Here is a 15,867-nt window from a genome sequence, read left to right on the forward strand (position 1 = left end):
GCACCGCGGTGCTGCGCCGCAACCGGCGGGCCTATAATTGTCTCATCCCGACGCCCACCCGAGGGTCTTGCGTGGCACTCCGAGCCGAGCCGGTGACCGACCTGACCGATGACGACCTGGACGCCGCCGAGCACCTCCGCACCGCCGCCGACCGCCTCGTCGCCGAGTGCGGCAAGGTGATCGTCGGCCAGGCCGAAGTGCTCGAACAGCTGCTCATCGCCGTCCTGTCGCGCGGCCACGCCCTCCTCGTCGGCGTGCCCGGCCTCGCCAAGACGCTGATGATCCGCACCCTGGCCGACGGCATGGCCATGTCCTTCAACCGCGTCCAGTTCACGCCCGACCTGATGCCGTCGGACATCACCGGCACCGAGATGCTGCAAGAGGACAAGGCCACCGGCGGGCGGGCGTTCCGCTTCCTCCACGGGCCGATCTTTGCCAACCTGGTGCTGGCCGACGAGATCAACCGCACCCCGCCGAAGACGCAGGCCGCGCTCCTCGAAGCGATGCAGGAGAAGCAAGTCACCGTCGCCGGCCAGCGGCACCCGCTGCCGAACCCGTTCTTCGTGCTGGCGACGCAGAACCCGATCGAGCAGGAGGGGACGTACCCGCTGCCGGAGGCGCAGCAGGACCGGTTCATGTTCACCATCCACGTCGGTTACCCGTCGGAGGACGACGAGTTCCGGGTGATCGAGAGCACCACGTCGGCGGCGGCCCCGCGGGTGGAGCGGGTGGTGGACGCGGACGAGGTACTGCGGATGCAGGAGCTGGTGCGGCGCGTCCCCGCGGCCGGGTACGTGATCCGCTACGCCCTGAAGCTGGTCCGCTTGACGCGGCCGGCCGGCCAGAACGGCGAGTCGCCCGACGCGGACGTGCCGGACTTCGTGAAGAAGTACGTGACGTGGGGCGCCGGCCCCCGCGCGGGTCAGAACCTGATCCTGGCGGCGAAGGCGCGGGCGCTCTTGAAGGGCCGCCCCTACGTGGCGTTGGAGGACGTGAAGGCGGTGGCACTACCGGTGCTGCGGCACCGCGTCATCACCAACTACAACGCCGAGGCCGACCGCGTGACGCCGGACGAGATCGTGCGGAAGCTGCTGGCGCTCGTGCCCCGCGACGGGGAGCAGTAGGTCATGCCGCCGCTGCCCGATCCGACGGTACTGGCCCGCGTCGACCGACTCGAACTCGAGGCCCGGCAGTTCGTCGAGGGCTACCTCGCCGGCCGCCACCGCAGCCCGCGGCACGGGTTCGCCGTCGAGTTCGCCCAGCACCGCGAGTACGCCCCCGGCGACGACATCAAGCACATCGACTGGAAGGTCTACGGCCGCACCGAGCGGTTCCACCTCAAGCAGTACGAGCAGGAGACCAACCTCGTCGCCTGGCTCGTCGTCGACGCCAGCGACTCCATGCGGTACGGCTCCGCGAAGCTCACCAAATACGACCTGGCGTGTTCCGCCGCCGCCGCGATGGGCTACCTCGTGCTGCGCCAGTCGGACAGCGTCGGGCTCGCCACCGTGGCAGGCGGGCTGCGGGCGTTCCTGCGACCGTCGGGGCAGATGAACCAGCTCCGCGAGGCGTGCCGGGCGCTGGCCGACGGGCCGCACGCCGGCCCGGCGAACCTCGGCCGCACCCTCCACGAACTGGCCGGCCGCACCGGCCGCCGTGGCATCGTGTTCGTCTTCAGTGACCTGCTCGACGACGTACCCGACATCCTCGCGGGCCTGCAGCACCTCCGCTACCACAAGCACGAGGTGGTGCTGTTCCACACCCTCGACGCGGCCGAGGTGGACTTCCCGTTCCGGCACACGACGCTGTTCCGCGGGCTGGAGGGGTTGCCCGAAATCCTCACCGACCCGCTCGGCGTCCGCGAGGGGTACTTGAAGGCGTTCGCCGACCACGTCGCGGCGCTCGAGAACGGCTGCCGCGGCATGGAGATCGACATGGTGCGGCTGCGCACCGACGCCGACCTGGGTCACGACCTGACGGCGTATTTGCAGAGTCGCCGGGGCCGGTGACCGACGTCCGCCGCTTGCGGCGTAGCGCCGCGGCGCTACGCCGCGAGCGGCGAAACCAGTCACGACAGCAGCAGTTCCAGATCCTCGCGCTTCAACTCGGTGATCGGCCCCGCGTCGCCGCCGAGGATCGCGTCGGCCAGCTCGCGCTTGCTCGCCTGCAGCGCCAGCACTTTCTCCTCGACCGTGTCCCGCGCGATCAGCCGGTACGCGAACACCGGTTTCGTCTGGCCGATGCGGTGCGTGCGGTCAACGGCCTGCGCCTCGGCCGCGGGGTTCCACCAGGGGTCGAGCAGGAACACGTACCCGGCCGCGGTCAGGTTCAGCCCCACGCCGCCGGCCTTCAGGCTGATGAGGAACAACCGACACTCCGGGTCCGACTGGAAGTGTTCGACCCGCGCCGCCCGGTCCCGGGTGCGGCCGTCGAGCGACTCGTACACCAGCCCGGCCGCGTCCAGCCGCTTCTTGACGATCGCCAGCAGCGACGTGAACTGCGAGAACACCAGGACCTTCTGCCCGCTCTCGACCAACTCCTCCAGGTGGGGGACCAGCTCGTCGAGCTTCGCCGACGGCTCGCCGACGCGCTTGGGATCGACGAGCCCCGGGTGGCACGCCGCCTGCCGCAGCCGCAGCAGCGCCGACAACACTTGCAGCTTCGCCTTCCCGATGCCCACGGCGTCGACGCGGTCGAGGAGTACCTGTCGGTAGTGGTCGCGCAGCTCGTCGTAGAGCTTCCGCTGCTCCGGCCCCAGGTCGCAGTACACGGTCTGCTCCGTCTTCGCCGGCAGGTCTTTGGCAACCTGGTCCTTCGTGCGGCGGAGGATGTACGGCCGCAGGGCGCGGGCCAGCAGCTCCCGCGCCTCGGGGTCGATGCTGCGGCCGCCGGCCCCGACGCCGAACAGCGCCGCCTTGCCGAGCATCCCGGGGTTGAGGAAGTCGAACAGTGTCCACAACTCGCCAAGGTGGTTCTCGACCGGCGTACCGCTGAGCGCCAGCCGGTGGTCGGCGCGGATCAGCCGCACGGCCTTCGCCGTCTCCGTCTCGGCGTTCTTCGCCGCCTGCGACTCGTCGAGCACGCACGTGTCGAACCGGAAGGTCGAGAACGTCTCCGCGTCGTTGCGGAGGGTGCCGTAGGTGGTCAGCACGAGGTCGTACTTGTGGAAGTCGGAGCCGGTGCGGTCGCGGGCGGTGCCGGTGTGGTCGAGCACCTTCAGCCTCGGGGCGAACCGCGCCGCCTCGGCCTTCCAGTTGAACACCAGCGATTTCGGCACCACCACGAGCGCCGGGCCGCCGCGCGTGCCGGCGAGCAGGGCCAGCACCTGCACGGTCTTGCCGAGCCCCATGTCGTCGGCGAGGCAGCCGCCGAAACCGAACCGGCGCAGGAACCGCAGCCAGCCGAGGCCTTCCTTCTGGTAATCACGCAGCTCGCCGACGAACCCCTTCGGCGGGTCGGCGGGCGCGACGCCGGTGAACTTCTTCAGCTCGGCGCGGGCGCGGGCGAAGGCAGCATCGAACTCCACTTCCGGTCGGCTCGCCAGCAGCGCGTCCAGCACGCCGACCTGCGCCTTGGCGTAGCGGACGGAGTCGCCCTCGACGGTGCCGAGCGCCGCGAGGAGGCCGTTCTTCTTCAGCCAGTCTTCGGGGAGCAGCCCCAGGCTGCCGTCGCCGAGGACGACCGTGCCGTCGCCGCGGCGGAGCGCTTCGAGCAGCTTCGGCAGGGCCACGAGTTCGCCGCCGAAGTCGGCGCTGGCGCTGAGGTCGAACCAGTCGGTGCCGGTGCGGACGGCGAGCTTGAACAGGCCCGGCGTGCGGTACACCTTGCCGTCGGCCTCGACAAGCCACCCGGCCGCGGCCAGCTCGCGGGCGATCTTCGGCAGCGCCGCCGGCTTCACCTCAGGCACCTGCTCCTTGCCATTCCACGTCGGACGGAAGCCGAGCCGCGCGAGTTCGGACTGCGCCGCCGCCTCGGCGGCGGGGTCGCGCAGCAGGAAGCGGCGTTCGTCCTTCAGCAGCACGCCGCGGCCGGGCGTGTTTGCGGGTACCGACCGATCGGCGTAGAGGAACGTCAGTTCGCCGCGGAGCATCGGCGGGCCGTAGGTGCGGTCGGTCGGCCGCACCACGAGCCGCGGCCGCGGGGTGACCGCTTCCTCGGTAAGGCGGAGTTCGTCGGGCAAGATGACGCGCGGCAGCCGCGGCATTTGCAGCAGCTGCGCGGCGAGGTCGGCCCCCTGTTTCTCCGGCACGCGAACAGGTCCGCGGGCGAGCGTCTGCACCCAGGCGAAGGCGCCGCCGTCGCGGAACGCGGCGAACGTGTCGCCGAGCACGACCAGCCCCGGCGTCAGCAGGTCGGGCGCGGCGAGTGTGCGAGCCTCGTCGCCGCGGCGGAGCGAGCCGACGAGCCGCCATTCCTTGCCGGCGGGGTCGCGGGCAACCTCCACGGCCAGCTCCCACGGCGGACCGGCGTCGTGCGTCAGCGGGCGCAGCTCGGCATCCTGCTGTGGGCGGAGGCGGACGCGGCCGCTCTCGGCGAGCAGCGGAATGACCACGTCGAGTAGCGGCCCCTCGACCTGAACTCGGCTGCGGTTGGAAGCGGAGTAGTGGTTGTACCAGCCGCTGGAACTGTACACGGGTTCGGAGGCGTTCAGGAGCGTGAGGAGGCGGCGATCGACGGGGTCGGGGAGGTGCGGCACCTGCGTCTGCGAGACGACGCGGGCCTGCGGCTTGCCCCAGTCGCCGTTCTTCTTGCGCTCCGACACGGCCGTCTCGACCGTCAGGCGCGGGGTGACGGCGCCGCCGGTGGCGTCGAGGACGTAGACGATGAGGCGCTCGGGCTGTGCCCCCGCGGACGGTTCGAGCTGGCGGCGGAGGGCGTCGAGTTGGTCGAGCCACGCCTCGCGGGGCACGGCACGCGGCCGGCGCTCGCGGCGGCCGGGCTCGAACTCCAGGGTCGAATCGTCGGGGTCGTCGTCCTCGCCTTCGAGGACGAGGCGGAGCGGCGGCGTGAGGGCGGCGCCGAACCCGCGCGCCTCCGCGGCGAGGACGGTGGCCCAGATGTGCTTGCACACGGCGCCGTACTCGGCAAGGTACGGGCAGGTACACCACGCATGAACCACGCGGCCCTCGACGACGAGATCGACCTCGTATTCGTCGGTGCCGGAGACAGTGGCGGCGACCTCGGAGGCGCGGACCGAGTCGAGGCGGACTGCACCGGCCCGGAGGTACGTGCAGCCGCGGTCGCGGACCGGGGACGACACGTGCGACGCGAGCGCGGCCGAGATGCCCATGCCGGTGATTGTAGCGGCGCGGCCTACGACGGCGGCGATGGTTGCGGCGGGTACGCCACCCGCACCGCGCACCACAACACGCCGCCGACGCATGACATTCCCGTCGCCAGCAGGAACACACTCACACCGACGAGCACGCGCTCGTTCGGCGGCCACGGGTCCGGGCCGGCGTGCGTCACCACGTGGGCGCCAGCCGCGGCCGCCAGCGCGGCGCCGAGAGTCGCTTGCGATCCGGCCAGCACACGGAGCCATCGCCCCCCGGGCCGGCCCGGCGGCGCCACCGGTGCGAGGGCAATCACAGGCCCGCACCAGACGAGCCCCGCAGCCACGACGGCTACCGCACCCGCCACCACCGCGACGCCGCGCCGGCCGATCGCGCCCCACGAGTTGCCCGCCCCGTCCCACGTCAGCCACGCCGTGGCGGACGCGGTGCCGACCGTGGCGCCGAGCGCGATCAACCCCGCACTCCCGCTGACGAAGGAGCGGGCCGGACGGAGCGCGGCCGTGGGAGTCGCGTCCGCCGGCCGATCGGGGTAGGCCAGCCGCACGAGGCACCACAAGACCGCGCCGGCTCCGGCGAGCCCGAGCGTGGCGAACGTCACGACCAGCACGATCGCCCCGGAGCCCCCGGGTTGCGGACGGATTGGGTCGACCGCGAGGCCGACCGCCGCGGCAGGCGCCCCGGACATCAGCACCAGTGAGAGGACGCGCAGGCCGAATCGCGCCCCGGGCGGGGCGGACGGCGCGGGTGGGGGGGCCGTCAGAACCGTGAGGCACCACAAGATGCCGCCGACGGACGCGACGAGGGCGGCGGCCAACGCGACCGGGACCAGGAAGTACACCGCGCCCGATTCGCCGGCGGCCACGAACACGACGGTACCGAACCCGGCAAGACCGCAGACCGCCGCGGCCGTCCACGTCTGGACTGCGGCGAGGACGCGCAGCAACTTCCGCATCGCGGTTCCCTCCGCCGACACGACGACGGTCGGGGGCGGACGTTTCACCTCGGGTCGGACGACGCCGGACGAACGTCCGGCAGCAGCCGCGCAAGCGGCACGCCGACGGCGATCGTCGCCAGCCCCCACAGCGCCGGCTCGCGCGTCTTGTCGTCGTACAGCGCGTACCCCACCGTCCACGCCGTCAGCACCAGGAACGCCAGCGGCGGCAGCGGGTACAACGGCAGCCCGTACGGCCGCGGCAGCGCCGCCCGCCGCAGGGGGAACACGCTCGCGATCGTCAGCCCCGTCAGCGCCGCCAGCCCCACCGTGGTGTAGCTCAGCAGTTGCTCGAACGTGCCCGACCACAGCAGCCCCACGGCCAGCGCCGCCTGCGTCAGGGTCGCCGCGGCGGGGGTGGCTCGCACGGGGTGGAGGCGGCCGGCGTAGGCGGGGAAGGCGCCGTCGCGGGCCATCGCGTACGCCACCCGCGGGCCGGTCAGCAGGTACGCACTCACCGCCGCCGTGAGGCTCAGGCCCAGCGCCGCCGATGTGGCCCGAGCGAAGTCAGAGCCGAACAGCGCCGCGGCCGCCAGCTCCGCGACGCGCTCCACGTCGCCCCGCGGCCGGGTCGTCATGCCCGCCGGGTCGAGGGCGTACACGTAGGCCACGTTCACCAACAGGTAGAGCGCCGTCACCGTCACCGCACCGCCGACCAGGCAGCGCGGCAGCGACCGCGCCGGGTCGCGCAACTCCCCGGCGATGTACGCCGCGCCGTTCCACCCGGCGTAGGCGTAGCCGACGTAGATGAGCCCGATCGCCAGCGCCGGCCAGCTGTCGCCGCGCGGCCACCCGCCCTGCTCGAAGTGCGTCCAGCTTCCGCGTCCGAACAGCAGCCCGCCGACGCTCAGGGCCAACAGCACGGCCACCGTCAGGAGCGTCGCCCCGGTCTGGAGCCAGGCGCTGTGCCGGTGGCCGAGCGTGTGCCCGAGCGCGACCGCCGTCACGAGCAGCGTCGCCCCGCCCTTCACCGCCACTTCCGTGTTCCACCACGGGAACACGCCTGACAGCGACGCGGCGAACGGGCCGACGAGGTGGGCCAGAGCCATGTGCGCGATCAGGGCCGTCGGCGCGGCGAAGCCGAGTGCGAACCCGGCCCACCCGGCGACGACGCCGGTGCCGCGGCCGAACGCCGCGCGGACGTACACGTAGTCGCCGCCGGAGCGCGGCAGCGTCGTCGCCAGCTCCGCGACGGTCAAGGCGCCGCACACGGCGAGGACGCCGCCGAGCGCCCATACGGCGAGCAGGCCGGCGGGGTTGCCGGTGTCGCGGAGGGTGTAGCCGGACGTGGACAGGATGCCGGCGCCGATCATGCTGCCGACGACGACCAGGTAGCCGGCCCACGGCCCGAACCGGCGGGCGTCGGCGGGCGCGGTCTGGTCGGGCACGGGGATTGGTCCGGGGGCGAAGGAGGTTCTGCGAGGTCGGGCGGGCGCCGGCCCCACGCCCCCTTCATACCACTACATCATGCTTCTCACCAAGGCCGTCATCACCGCCGCCGGCCGCGCCCAGCGCGGCCTCCCCCTGCAAACCCTGGTCGACCGCGACGGCGCCGAGAAGAAGGCCCTCGAGGTCGTGCTCGACGAGGCGGTGGACGCCGGGGCCGAGGAGGTGTGCCTCGTCGTCGCCCCCGGCGACGAGGCCGCCTACCGCGCCGCCGCCGGCCCGCATGCCGGCCGATTGCACTTCGTGACGCAGGAGCAGCCGACCGGCTACGGCCCGGCGCTCTTGCTGGCACGCGGCTTCACCGCGGGTCAGCCGTTCCTGCACCTCGTGGGCGACCACCTGTACGTGGCGCGGGGGCCGGTGCGGTCGGCGAAGCAGGTGGCCGACCTGGCGCGGGCCGAGGGGTGCGCCGTGTCGGCGGTGCAGCCGACGCGGGAGGGCGTGCTGCGGTTCTACGGCGCGGTCGGCGGCCGCCGGGTGCCGCAGCGGGCCGACCTGTACGAGGTGCAGGAGGTGTTGGAGAAGCCGACGCCGAGCGAGGCCGAGCAGGTGCTGCACGTGCCGGGGCTACGGGCCGGCTTCTACCTGTGCTTCTTCGGCGTCCACGTGTTCACGCCGGCGCTGCTGGACGTGCTGGCCGAGGGGGCGGGGGCGAACCCGCCGGACCTCGCGTGGGCGCTGCGGGAGCTGGCGCGGCGGGAGCGCTACCTGGCGCTGGAGGTGGCCGGCCAGCGGTACGACACGGGGCGGAAGTACGGCCTGCTGACGGCGCAGCTGGCGCTGGCGCTCGACGGCGTGGACCGCGACCGCATCCTGACGCAGATCGTGGACCTGCTGGCCGCCGACCCGCTACCTTCCGCCGCGGGACGGTGTTAGAATTGCCGTGGCTCCTCGACGGCCGAGGGACGGCGATGGTGATGCGGAACCGACACGACGGCGGTACCTCCGGCTGGTGGGACGACCTGCCGCCGGCGATCAAGGCTCGGTTCGCCGAGCCGCCTCTCGTTTCCGCCGAGAGTCGGTCGCGGCCGTCCGCCCTGGAGTGGGTGCGCGAGCTGAGCCGCGTCGCCCTGTTGTTCCTGGCCGTGGCCGTCGCCAACGTGCTTTTCCTGCTCGTGGCACTGTCGTTCCTCGGGCACGGCCGCCCCACCCCGCCGTAACCCGCCCGTACCCTCTTCCTGGAGCCCCCAATGCGCCGCCTGGTGCTGCCGTTCCTGTTCGCCGCCTTTGCCGTCGTCGCGCCGTCCGGCGTCGCCCAGGACAAGGCCAAGGCCCAGAAGTTCTGCCCCGTGATGACCCAGGACGAGATCGACCCGCAGGCGTCCGAGTCGGTCATGTTCATGGGGGTGAAGGTGTACCTGTGCTGCGACACGTGTGTGAGCCGGTGGAAGCGCGACCCGGCCGCCTACGCCGACCCGAAGCTCATCCCCGGACTGGCCGGCAAGCAACTGCCGCCGCGCGACATCCAGCAGGCGTACTGCCCCGTGTACCCCGACAAGCGGGTGTCGTCGAAGGACCCGTCCACGACGTACCAGGGGGTGAAGGTGTACTTCTGGAACGAGCTGGCGAAGAAGCGGTTCGAGGGCGACCCGGCCCGGTACGCGAAGGCCGAGCTACTGCCGCAGCTGCCCAAGAAGTAACGCGGGCGTGGGGATCGACAGAAAGCCCGGTGACGGCCGTCTCCGGGCTTCGTCGCGCATACACTGACCTGGCGCCCACCCCACCCTCACAACCCACCCTCCCCATGCGCCTCCTCGTCCCCGTCGCCGGCCTCACCGCCGCCCTCGCCATGCTCACCCCCCCTGCCCCGGCCCAGGAAAAAAAGGCCACCCCGCTCTACGAGATGCGGACGTACTACAGCCCGCCCGGCAAGCTCGACGCGCTCCACGCCCGCTTCCGCGACCACACCGTCAAGCTGTTCGCCAAGCACGGCATCACCAACGTCGGCTACTTCGTCCCCGAGGGGGAGAACAAGGACAACAAGCTCGTCTACTTCATCTCGTTCCCGGACAAGGCGGCGCGAGACGCGTCGTTCAAGGCGTTCGCCGCCGACCCCGCCTGGAAGGCCGCCGCCGCCGCGTCCGAGAAGGACGGCAAGATTCTCACCAAGATCGAGTCGGTGTTCCTGACGCCGACCGACTACTCGCCGGTGCCGAAGATCGAGGCGAAGGGGAACCGCGTGTTCGAGCTGCGGACGTACACGACGACGAAGGGGAACCTGCCCGGCCTGGACGCCCGGTTCCGCGACCACACGATGAAGCTGTTCGAGAAGCACGGGATGACGAACGTGGTGTACTGGCACCGCGCCGCCGGCCAGCCGGGCGCCGAGAACAACCTGACGTACTTGATGGCGCACCCGTCGAAGGCGGCGGGGCTGAAGGCGTTCGACGCCTTCCGGATGGACCCGGACTGGCTGGCCGCCCGGAAGGCGAGCGAGGACAAGGCCGGCGGCTCGCTCACGGAGGCGACCAACGGCGTGTTGTCGGAGTACCTGGTGCCGACCGACTACTCGCCGCTGAAGTGAGGTGCTCTGGGAAGTCGGACAGGGTCTTCGAGGCCCGACCTGAATACCCAACGACGTGCCGCGACCGCCTGACGCGTCGGCGCGGCACGTCTTCATCTCACGCCCCTGGCGCCCCCGCGTCGGGCCGCGACGCCCCGAACCGACCTACGAATTCACTCGCCGCCAGCGGTCCGCAGCCCACACCGCCCGAGCCGTCACCCACACCCCCAACCCCACGAACGACACCCCGGCAACCGCGTGGCCGAACAGCGCGGCCAGCGCCGCGACCTGTTCTGGCCAAGTCGCCTGCGGTAGGCGTGCGAACAGCACGCCGACCGCCAGCATCGCTAGAAGCCACCCCGCCGCCTCCGCGGCGCCGGGCGGCGGGGCGGCGTGCGGGGCGGGCGCCGTTACGACCGGCGGTGGAGACGCCGCGGGGAGTACCGGTACGGGCGCCGGGGCCAGGAACTCCAGCGTCACGGGGCCGCCTGCTGAGAAGAGTTCGCCGCCCGTCCGCCGCAACCGTTCGACCTCCCCTGGCCAGATCGCACGGGCTTCCGCGTACTCGATTGGCGTGGCTTCCGTCGCCCCAATCAATCGCGCGGCCGGCCGCCCGATCCGTCCGACGAACCGCACGACGCTCGCATCACCGGGCACGGCGTCGCCGGCGCCGGCCCACACGGTGGGCAGCGGCCCCACCCACGCCGACGGCAGCCGGACGGACACCACGACTCGGAGTGACGACGACGGCGACGGCAGGTCCACGTCCCACGCCGCCTCGTCGTCCTCGGACCGGCGGCCGGTCACCTTCGCGCCGGCGAGTGATTCGAACTCCGGCACCGTCCCCGACGGTAACCCCGACACACGAACCCGTACGTTCGCCGGCCGCCCGGCCGCGACCGGCAGGTCGACCGCGACGCGGTACGTCGGCTCCGTCGCGGTCAGGTCGAGGAGGCCGCACCCCGCCACCCGGCCGACGCGGGTGGTCGCCAACTGTACCCGCACCGGGGCCGCCGCGCCGGGCGCCTTGAAGCCCCACTCGCGGCCGTCGCCGAGCCGCTCGGCCGTCCACCCGGCGTCGCGCTCGACCGCTAGCCCCACACCCTCAGCCGGCCGGACGCGCAACGCCGTCGCTCCGACCGAAGCGCCGATCGGCCTGGGCAGCGGCGGCTCGAACACCACCTCGTCGGCACCCTTCCCGCCCGGCGTCGCGTCCGCGAACCATTCGACCGCCGCCGCGGTCACCGGCTTGCGGAACCACACCTGAACGCGCTCGCCCGCCTGTGCCCAGCCGGCCAGGTCCGCGGAGCGGATCTCCCGCACCCGCGCCGCGAGTTCGAACTCCAGCAGCGCCGCCGGCTCGGCCGAGGTCCACGTCAGAGTCCCGGCCCCGGCCGCCACTCGCACGTCGGCGCCCCACGCGGCTTCGAGGCGGACCGTGCCCGGGTCGGTGGTGACGCGGAGCAGCGGCCGGAGTTCGGGCGGGTCGCCGTCGGGCCGCGGGCTGAACGCCTGGAGGCCCGGCACCAGGACGAGCCGCAGTTCCGGCACCGACCCGAACTCGCGGACGAGCCCGTCGGCGGCGAAGTCGATCACACCGGCCCGCGGCACACCGCCGACGGTGACGCCGGCGGGTCGGAGGCCGTACACGCCGCCGGTCGGCTGCATCCCGAGCGGCTTCGGGAAGCGGAGTACCGGCTGCGCGGTCGGCGCCGCCCGCGCGTGGCACTCGACTGTCACCAGCACGCGGCCGTCGGCCGGCGCCGCCAGGTCCACGCGGAGGGTTCGGCCGCCGCCCTTCTCGGCGGTGACGTCCCACGACTGCACCGCCGCGGCGCCGCCGGCGGCGTCGAGCCCGCGGGCGGCGACGCGGACCGGCTCCAGCCCCGGCGGCAGGTCGAAGCGGAATCCGGCGGCGGCGTCGGGCCGGATGTCGTAGCACGCCGTCAGCACGGCCCCGGCCTCGGACACGTCCCACACGCACCCCTCGCGGACGGTCGTCTTCCCGGCCCCGGTCGGGGCGTCGCGCCACCGCACGCTCACCGTCTTCAACGCCCCCAACTCGGCGGCGATGCGCGTCGGGTCGCCCGCCTGCCGTTGCTCGCCGAACCGGCCGACCGCCTGAACCTGCCGGGCGGCCGGCGGCGCGGCGAACGTGAGCCGCGCGTCCGGCACCTCGGGCACGCCGAACTTCACCTCGCGCTCGCCGACGCTCCCGCCGACCGGCACCGCGAACCGCACCTCGACGGCGTGCCGCCCCGGCCCCGGCAGCGGCACCGCGTACCTCCCACCGCCCAGCGCGGCCGGGTTCGCTGCCGCGCCGTTCACGGCCACCCGTTCCAGCCGCACGTCGGCAAGCGGCAGCAGAACCGATTGCTCCCCGCCGCCGAACGCCTGCACGGTGTAAGCCGCCGTGACTCGAGCCAGGCCGTCGTCGACGCGCCCGTCGTAGGCCGCGGAGGCGACCACCGGCGCCGGCGCGGCCGGGTTCGCCAGTGCCTCTAGCCGGTCGAGCAGAGCCGGCGGCGCGAGCACGGTCTCGCCGTCGGCGCCGGTCAGGACGAGCACCACGTCCGCCCCGCCGGTCTGGGCCGAAACGCCGACCGCCGCCGTGATGATCGTCGCGACCGCAGCGGCCCGCCGCGGCAACCGCCCGCGCACGAGTACGACGGCCAAGGCCGCCGGTAGGCCGACGCCGAGCACCGGCCAGCCGACGCGCGCCCACGCCGCGGGCCCGACCGAGACCGCCACGCCGGCCGCCGCCAGCAGCGTCAGCAGCGCGAATCCGGCGGACCGATGCGCGCTGCGCACGCCCACCCAGCCAAGCCCGAATACCAGCGCCGCCAGCCCGAACCCGGCCGCAGTCGCCAGCGGGACGGGGATCACGACCGCGGTGTCGTCGGCGTCCCGGCCGAACGGCCACGCGGCGGTGACGCCCGGCCCGTACAGCCACGCGCGCCGCGCGCCGTCGGTCGCGCCGGCGACTTCGGGCAGCGGGCTCGTCACCTGCCACGCCACGCCGCGCGGCTCTCGCGGCAGCCGGTAGCGTAGTTCGACCGCCACCGGTCCGTCCCCGGTGGGCACCGGCAGTCGCAGGTCGGTCCGAGCCAGCGACGCCGGATCGACCAGCTTGCCCGCCACGGTCGCCCACCGCACTGCCGCGCCCGGCGGAATCCGGACGGGCAGTTCGTTCCCGCCGCGGCCGCTGACCGTACCGCGAAGTGTGGCCGACTGGTCGTGCGTGCCGCACTCGGTGGTCAACACCAGGTCGCCGACCACCCACTCGGCCCGCTCGGGGGCCGCGTGGGCGGCACCGCCCAGCGCCGGCGGCAAGTCGGTCCGCGTCGCCCGGGAAGACGCGCCGAAGACGGCCAATCCGGTCCACGCCGCGGCCCGGCGGGCGGCCTCGGTGTGCGACAGGCCGGTGCCGAGCACCGCCGTCGTCTCCAGGACCAGTTCGCCTTCGACGGGCCGCGCGAACCGCACGAGCCAAGTCGTCCCCGGTTCGAGGCGCCCGGCTGCGGCCGACGCGGCGAAGGGGCCGAGTCCGTTGCCGCCGAGCAGTGCCATTGCCGCGGAGAGGCCGCCGAGGCGGGCGGAGGTCGCGGCGGCGACGGTGTTCGACCCGTCGGCCACCTTCCACGTCCGGCCGGTGCCACCCGCCGGGTCGACCACGGCGACTCCGCCGACCAGACCCGCGGACACGTCTAGTCGCACGACCGAAGTGGCTGTCATCTGCCCGTTCGTGAAGTCGATCCGCGTGTCGACCGACGACGCGAATGACGGCCTGACCGCCGCTAGGAGGAGGTAACCGGCCGGTTCCGGGCCGCGGTACGCGTGGCGGAAGGACTCGTGCGGCAGGTGTGGCACGTCGGCCGGCTCGGCGTGCGGCACGGGCAGTACCGGCACGACCGGGTACGCCTCCCACGCCGGGGCGGCGACGACTCGAACGCACCCCTGCCGCTCCGCGGCCCCGACCACAGCGACGCCCGGAAAGGGGAGCCGCGCCACCGGCCCGGCCGGGACCGCCGGGCCTCGGAACTCCAGCGTCAGCCCGATCTCCTGACCGGCCGCGAGCGGCCGCGCGAACTCGACCGTCACGGCACCCGCGGGACCAGGGCGGGCGGACGCCAACCCGTCGGCGGGGTCGGTCGTGACCCGACCGAGCGTGAAGCCCGGCGTGGGGCGGACGGTCACGCGGAACAGCGGCCCGCGCCGCACCCGTAGCCGCACGATCGCGTTCAGGTGCGTCGGTCCGGCGTCCGCCACCCACACCACGTCTTCCGTCGAGTCGAACAGCGGTCCCGCGTCGGAGACGCGGACCGCCGGCGGCCGCCGCGTCGGCTGGTCGCTGCCGGCCGGCAGCAGCGTGCCCGCCATCGCTAGAACGCGGCCGCCGTCCGCTCCCGTCGCCGCGTCGGTGATGCGGAAGTCGCCAGGCTCCCAGCCCGCCAGGTCGAGCCCAGCGGCGACGTGCACATCGGCCTGCTCCTGTGTCGGCAGCCCGTCCACCGGCCGCAACGTCGGAAGTGGGGCGGGCGCCCCCGCACCAGCCCGCAGCGCGGCCACGGCCGTGACCCGCACCTTCGCCGACGCCGCCGGCTGGCGGAGCGACACCCGGAGCTCATTGGTGACGGCATCGGTCCGCCAACCGGCGCGGTTGTTGACCGTCACTTCGAGGACGCGCAGGCCGGGCGACGGCGCGAACGCCCATTCGGCGAGCGGCTCGCGGGCGGCGCGCAGGTCCAGGTCGAACTCGCACGCCACCTCGCCGGGCGTCAGATCGTACCGAGTCGCGGCGACGTACACGACCGGCATGCCACTACCCGCACCCGCCGGGCCGCGCACGACCAGATCGGGCCGCGCCTTTTCGCCGAAGCGGAGTCGCCAGCTCTTCTTCCCCGCAGGAGCCCCGTGCAGGGGACCGGTGAGGAGCACGTCCGGGCCGGCGGTCGGAGTGCGGTCGGCGGCGAGTTCCAGATCGAGGACGGAGGCAGGGCACGGCGGCAGGCGGAGGTCGAAAACCCGCTCGGCGGGCGGGCCGCTGGCGGCGGCGGTCCATTTGGCCCGCAGGACGTGCCGGCCGGGGCCGGGCACCCACACGCCGACGCCGCCGGGAAGGCCGGTGAAGGCGCCGACCGCGGCGGGGGCGCCGTCGGCCCACACCGGTTCACCGAGGGCCAGTTTCAACGGGTCGAGCGGGAGCAAGGCTGGGCCGCGGCCGCCGTGGGTGATCGTCCACTCGACCGTACCAGCGAGCGACGCGCCGGCCGCGGCGGCGGTGTACCTGGCCTCGACGAGTCGCGGTTGTGCCTTGCCGGCCAGCACGGCGTTGCCGGCGGCGCGGACCTTCGCCTCGAACACGGAGCGCGGCAGGCGGGTGAGCGGGCCGGGGGCGAGCGCCTTCGCGGCGTCCGCCAGCTGCGCCTCGGTGACACGGACGCGCGCGATCGGGAACGGGTCGGGCAGGTCGGTCGTCATGCCGACGACGACGGGGGCACCGGCGGCAGCCATACCGGCCGGCCCGCGCGCGGCCGGCGGGGATGCGGTGGCGACGGCCGCGATCACCGCCGCCACACCGATCAGCAACAACCTCGGGCGGGACATGAGCATCCAGAGTGAAGAGTCACCGT

At 73.6% G+C, this 15,867-nt stretch carries 10 protein-coding genes; 6 read left to right on the forward strand and 4 right to left on the reverse strand.

Features of this window, described 5'->3' with window-relative positions:
• Positions 1–71 precede the first annotated feature (71 nt).
• Both ETAA1_RS22145 and ETAA1_RS22150 read left to right on the forward strand, forming a co-directional pair.
• Positions 72–1,124: an AAA family ATPase gene (locus tag ETAA1_RS22145; protein ID WP_145242359.1), complete on the forward strand. Its 1,053-nt coding sequence runs from the start codon at positions 72–74 to the stop codon at positions 1,122–1,124.
• A 3-nt stretch (positions 1,125–1,127) separates the two neighbouring features.
• Positions 1,128–2,009, forward strand: coding sequence for a DUF58 domain-containing protein (locus ETAA1_RS22150; protein WP_145242361.1), 882 nt, complete (start codon positions 1,128–1,130; stop codon positions 2,007–2,009).
• A gap of 59 nt (positions 2,010–2,068) precedes the next feature.
• On the opposite strand, the gene ETAA1_RS22155 is transcribed toward ETAA1_RS22150, so the two are convergent.
• Genes ETAA1_RS22155 through ETAA1_RS22160 form a run of 3 tightly spaced genes read right to left on the reverse strand, consistent with a single transcriptional unit; the run spans position 2,069 to position 7,673 of the window.
• Positions 2,069–5,383, reverse strand: a complete 3,315-nt coding sequence (locus tag ETAA1_RS22155) for a DEAD/DEAH box helicase (RefSeq protein ID WP_202920326.1) — start codon at positions 5,381–5,383, stop codon at positions 2,069–2,071.
• A complete protein-coding gene (locus ETAA1_RS32280; RefSeq protein WP_202920327.1) occupies positions 5,314–6,246 on the reverse strand; it encodes a hypothetical protein in 933 nt (310 codons plus the stop codon). The genes ETAA1_RS22155 and ETAA1_RS32280 overlap by 70 nt, the downstream gene beginning before the upstream one ends.
• A 44-nt stretch (positions 6,247–6,290) precedes the next feature.
• Positions 6,291–7,673: an APC family permease gene (locus tag ETAA1_RS22160; protein ID WP_145242365.1), complete on the reverse strand. Its 1,383-nt coding sequence runs from the start codon at positions 7,671–7,673 to the stop codon at positions 6,291–6,293.
• A 79-nt stretch (positions 7,674–7,752) separates the two neighbouring features.
• Between ETAA1_RS22160 and ETAA1_RS22165 the strand changes: the two genes are divergently transcribed.
• The 4 genes from ETAA1_RS22165 to ETAA1_RS22180 all read left to right on the forward strand — a co-directional run bounded on the left by ETAA1_RS22165 (position 7,753) and on the right by ETAA1_RS22180 (position 10,255).
• Positions 7,753–8,607, forward strand: a complete 855-nt coding sequence (locus ETAA1_RS22165; protein WP_145242367.1) for a UTP--glucose-1-phosphate uridylyltransferase — start codon at positions 7,753–7,755, stop codon at positions 8,605–8,607.
• 41 nt (positions 8,608–8,648) lie between these two features.
• On the forward strand, positions 8,649–8,891 hold the full coding sequence (locus ETAA1_RS22170) for a hypothetical protein (RefSeq protein ID WP_145242369.1): 243 nt from the start codon (positions 8,649–8,651) through the stop codon (positions 8,889–8,891).
• Between the two features lie 30 nt (positions 8,892–8,921).
• On the forward strand, positions 8,922–9,371 hold the full coding sequence (locus tag ETAA1_RS22175; RefSeq protein WP_145242371.1) for a hypothetical protein: 450 nt from the start codon (positions 8,922–8,924) through the stop codon (positions 9,369–9,371).
• Positions 9,372–9,475: 104 nt separating this feature from the next.
• Entirely contained in the window at positions 9,476–10,255 is a 780-nt protein-coding gene (locus ETAA1_RS22180; protein ID WP_145242373.1) for an NIPSNAP family protein, read from the forward strand.
• Positions 10,256–10,399: 144 nt separating this feature from the next.
• Here ETAA1_RS22180 and ETAA1_RS32285 read toward each other — a convergent pair whose 3' ends face one another.
• Positions 10,400–15,841 (reverse strand): hypothetical protein, encoded by a 5,442-nt coding sequence (locus tag ETAA1_RS32285; protein WP_202920328.1) that lies wholly within the window; start codon positions 15,839–15,841, stop codon positions 10,400–10,402.
• Positions 15,842–15,867: the final 26 nt, after the last annotated feature.

Source organism: Urbifossiella limnaea (assembly GCF_007747215.1).
GTDB classification, from domain to species: domain Bacteria; phylum Planctomycetota; class Planctomycetia; order Gemmatales; family Gemmataceae; genus Urbifossiella; species Urbifossiella limnaea.

Bases quoted from the DNA above. Each gene is read 5' to 3' on its own strand.
- ETAA1_RS22150 (WP_145242361.1), top strand. From the start codon at position 1,128: ATGCCGCCGCTGCCCGATCCGACGGTACTGGCCCGCGTCGACCGACTC.
- ETAA1_RS22155 (WP_202920326.1), bottom strand. From the start codon at position 5,383: ATGCGTCGGCGGCGTGTTGTGGTGCGCGGTGCGGGTGGCGTACCCGCC.
- ETAA1_RS32280 (WP_202920327.1), bottom strand. From the start codon at position 6,246: ATGCGGAAGTTGCTGCGCGTCCTCGCCGCAGTCCAGACGTGGACGGCC.
- ETAA1_RS22165 (WP_145242367.1), top strand. From the start codon at position 7,753: ATGCTTCTCACCAAGGCCGTCATCACCGCCGCCGGCCGCGCCCAGCGC.
- ETAA1_RS22170 (WP_145242369.1), top strand. From the start codon at position 8,649: ATGCGGAACCGACACGACGGCGGTACCTCCGGCTGGTGGGACGACCTG.
- ETAA1_RS22175 (WP_145242371.1), top strand. From the start codon at position 8,922: ATGCGCCGCCTGGTGCTGCCGTTCCTGTTCGCCGCCTTTGCCGTCGTC.
- ETAA1_RS22180 (WP_145242373.1), top strand. From the start codon at position 9,476: ATGCGCCTCCTCGTCCCCGTCGCCGGCCTCACCGCCGCCCTCGCCATG.
- ETAA1_RS32285 (WP_202920328.1), bottom strand. From the start codon at position 15,841: ATGTCCCGCCCGAGGTTGTTGCTGATCGGTGTGGCGGCGGTGATCGCG.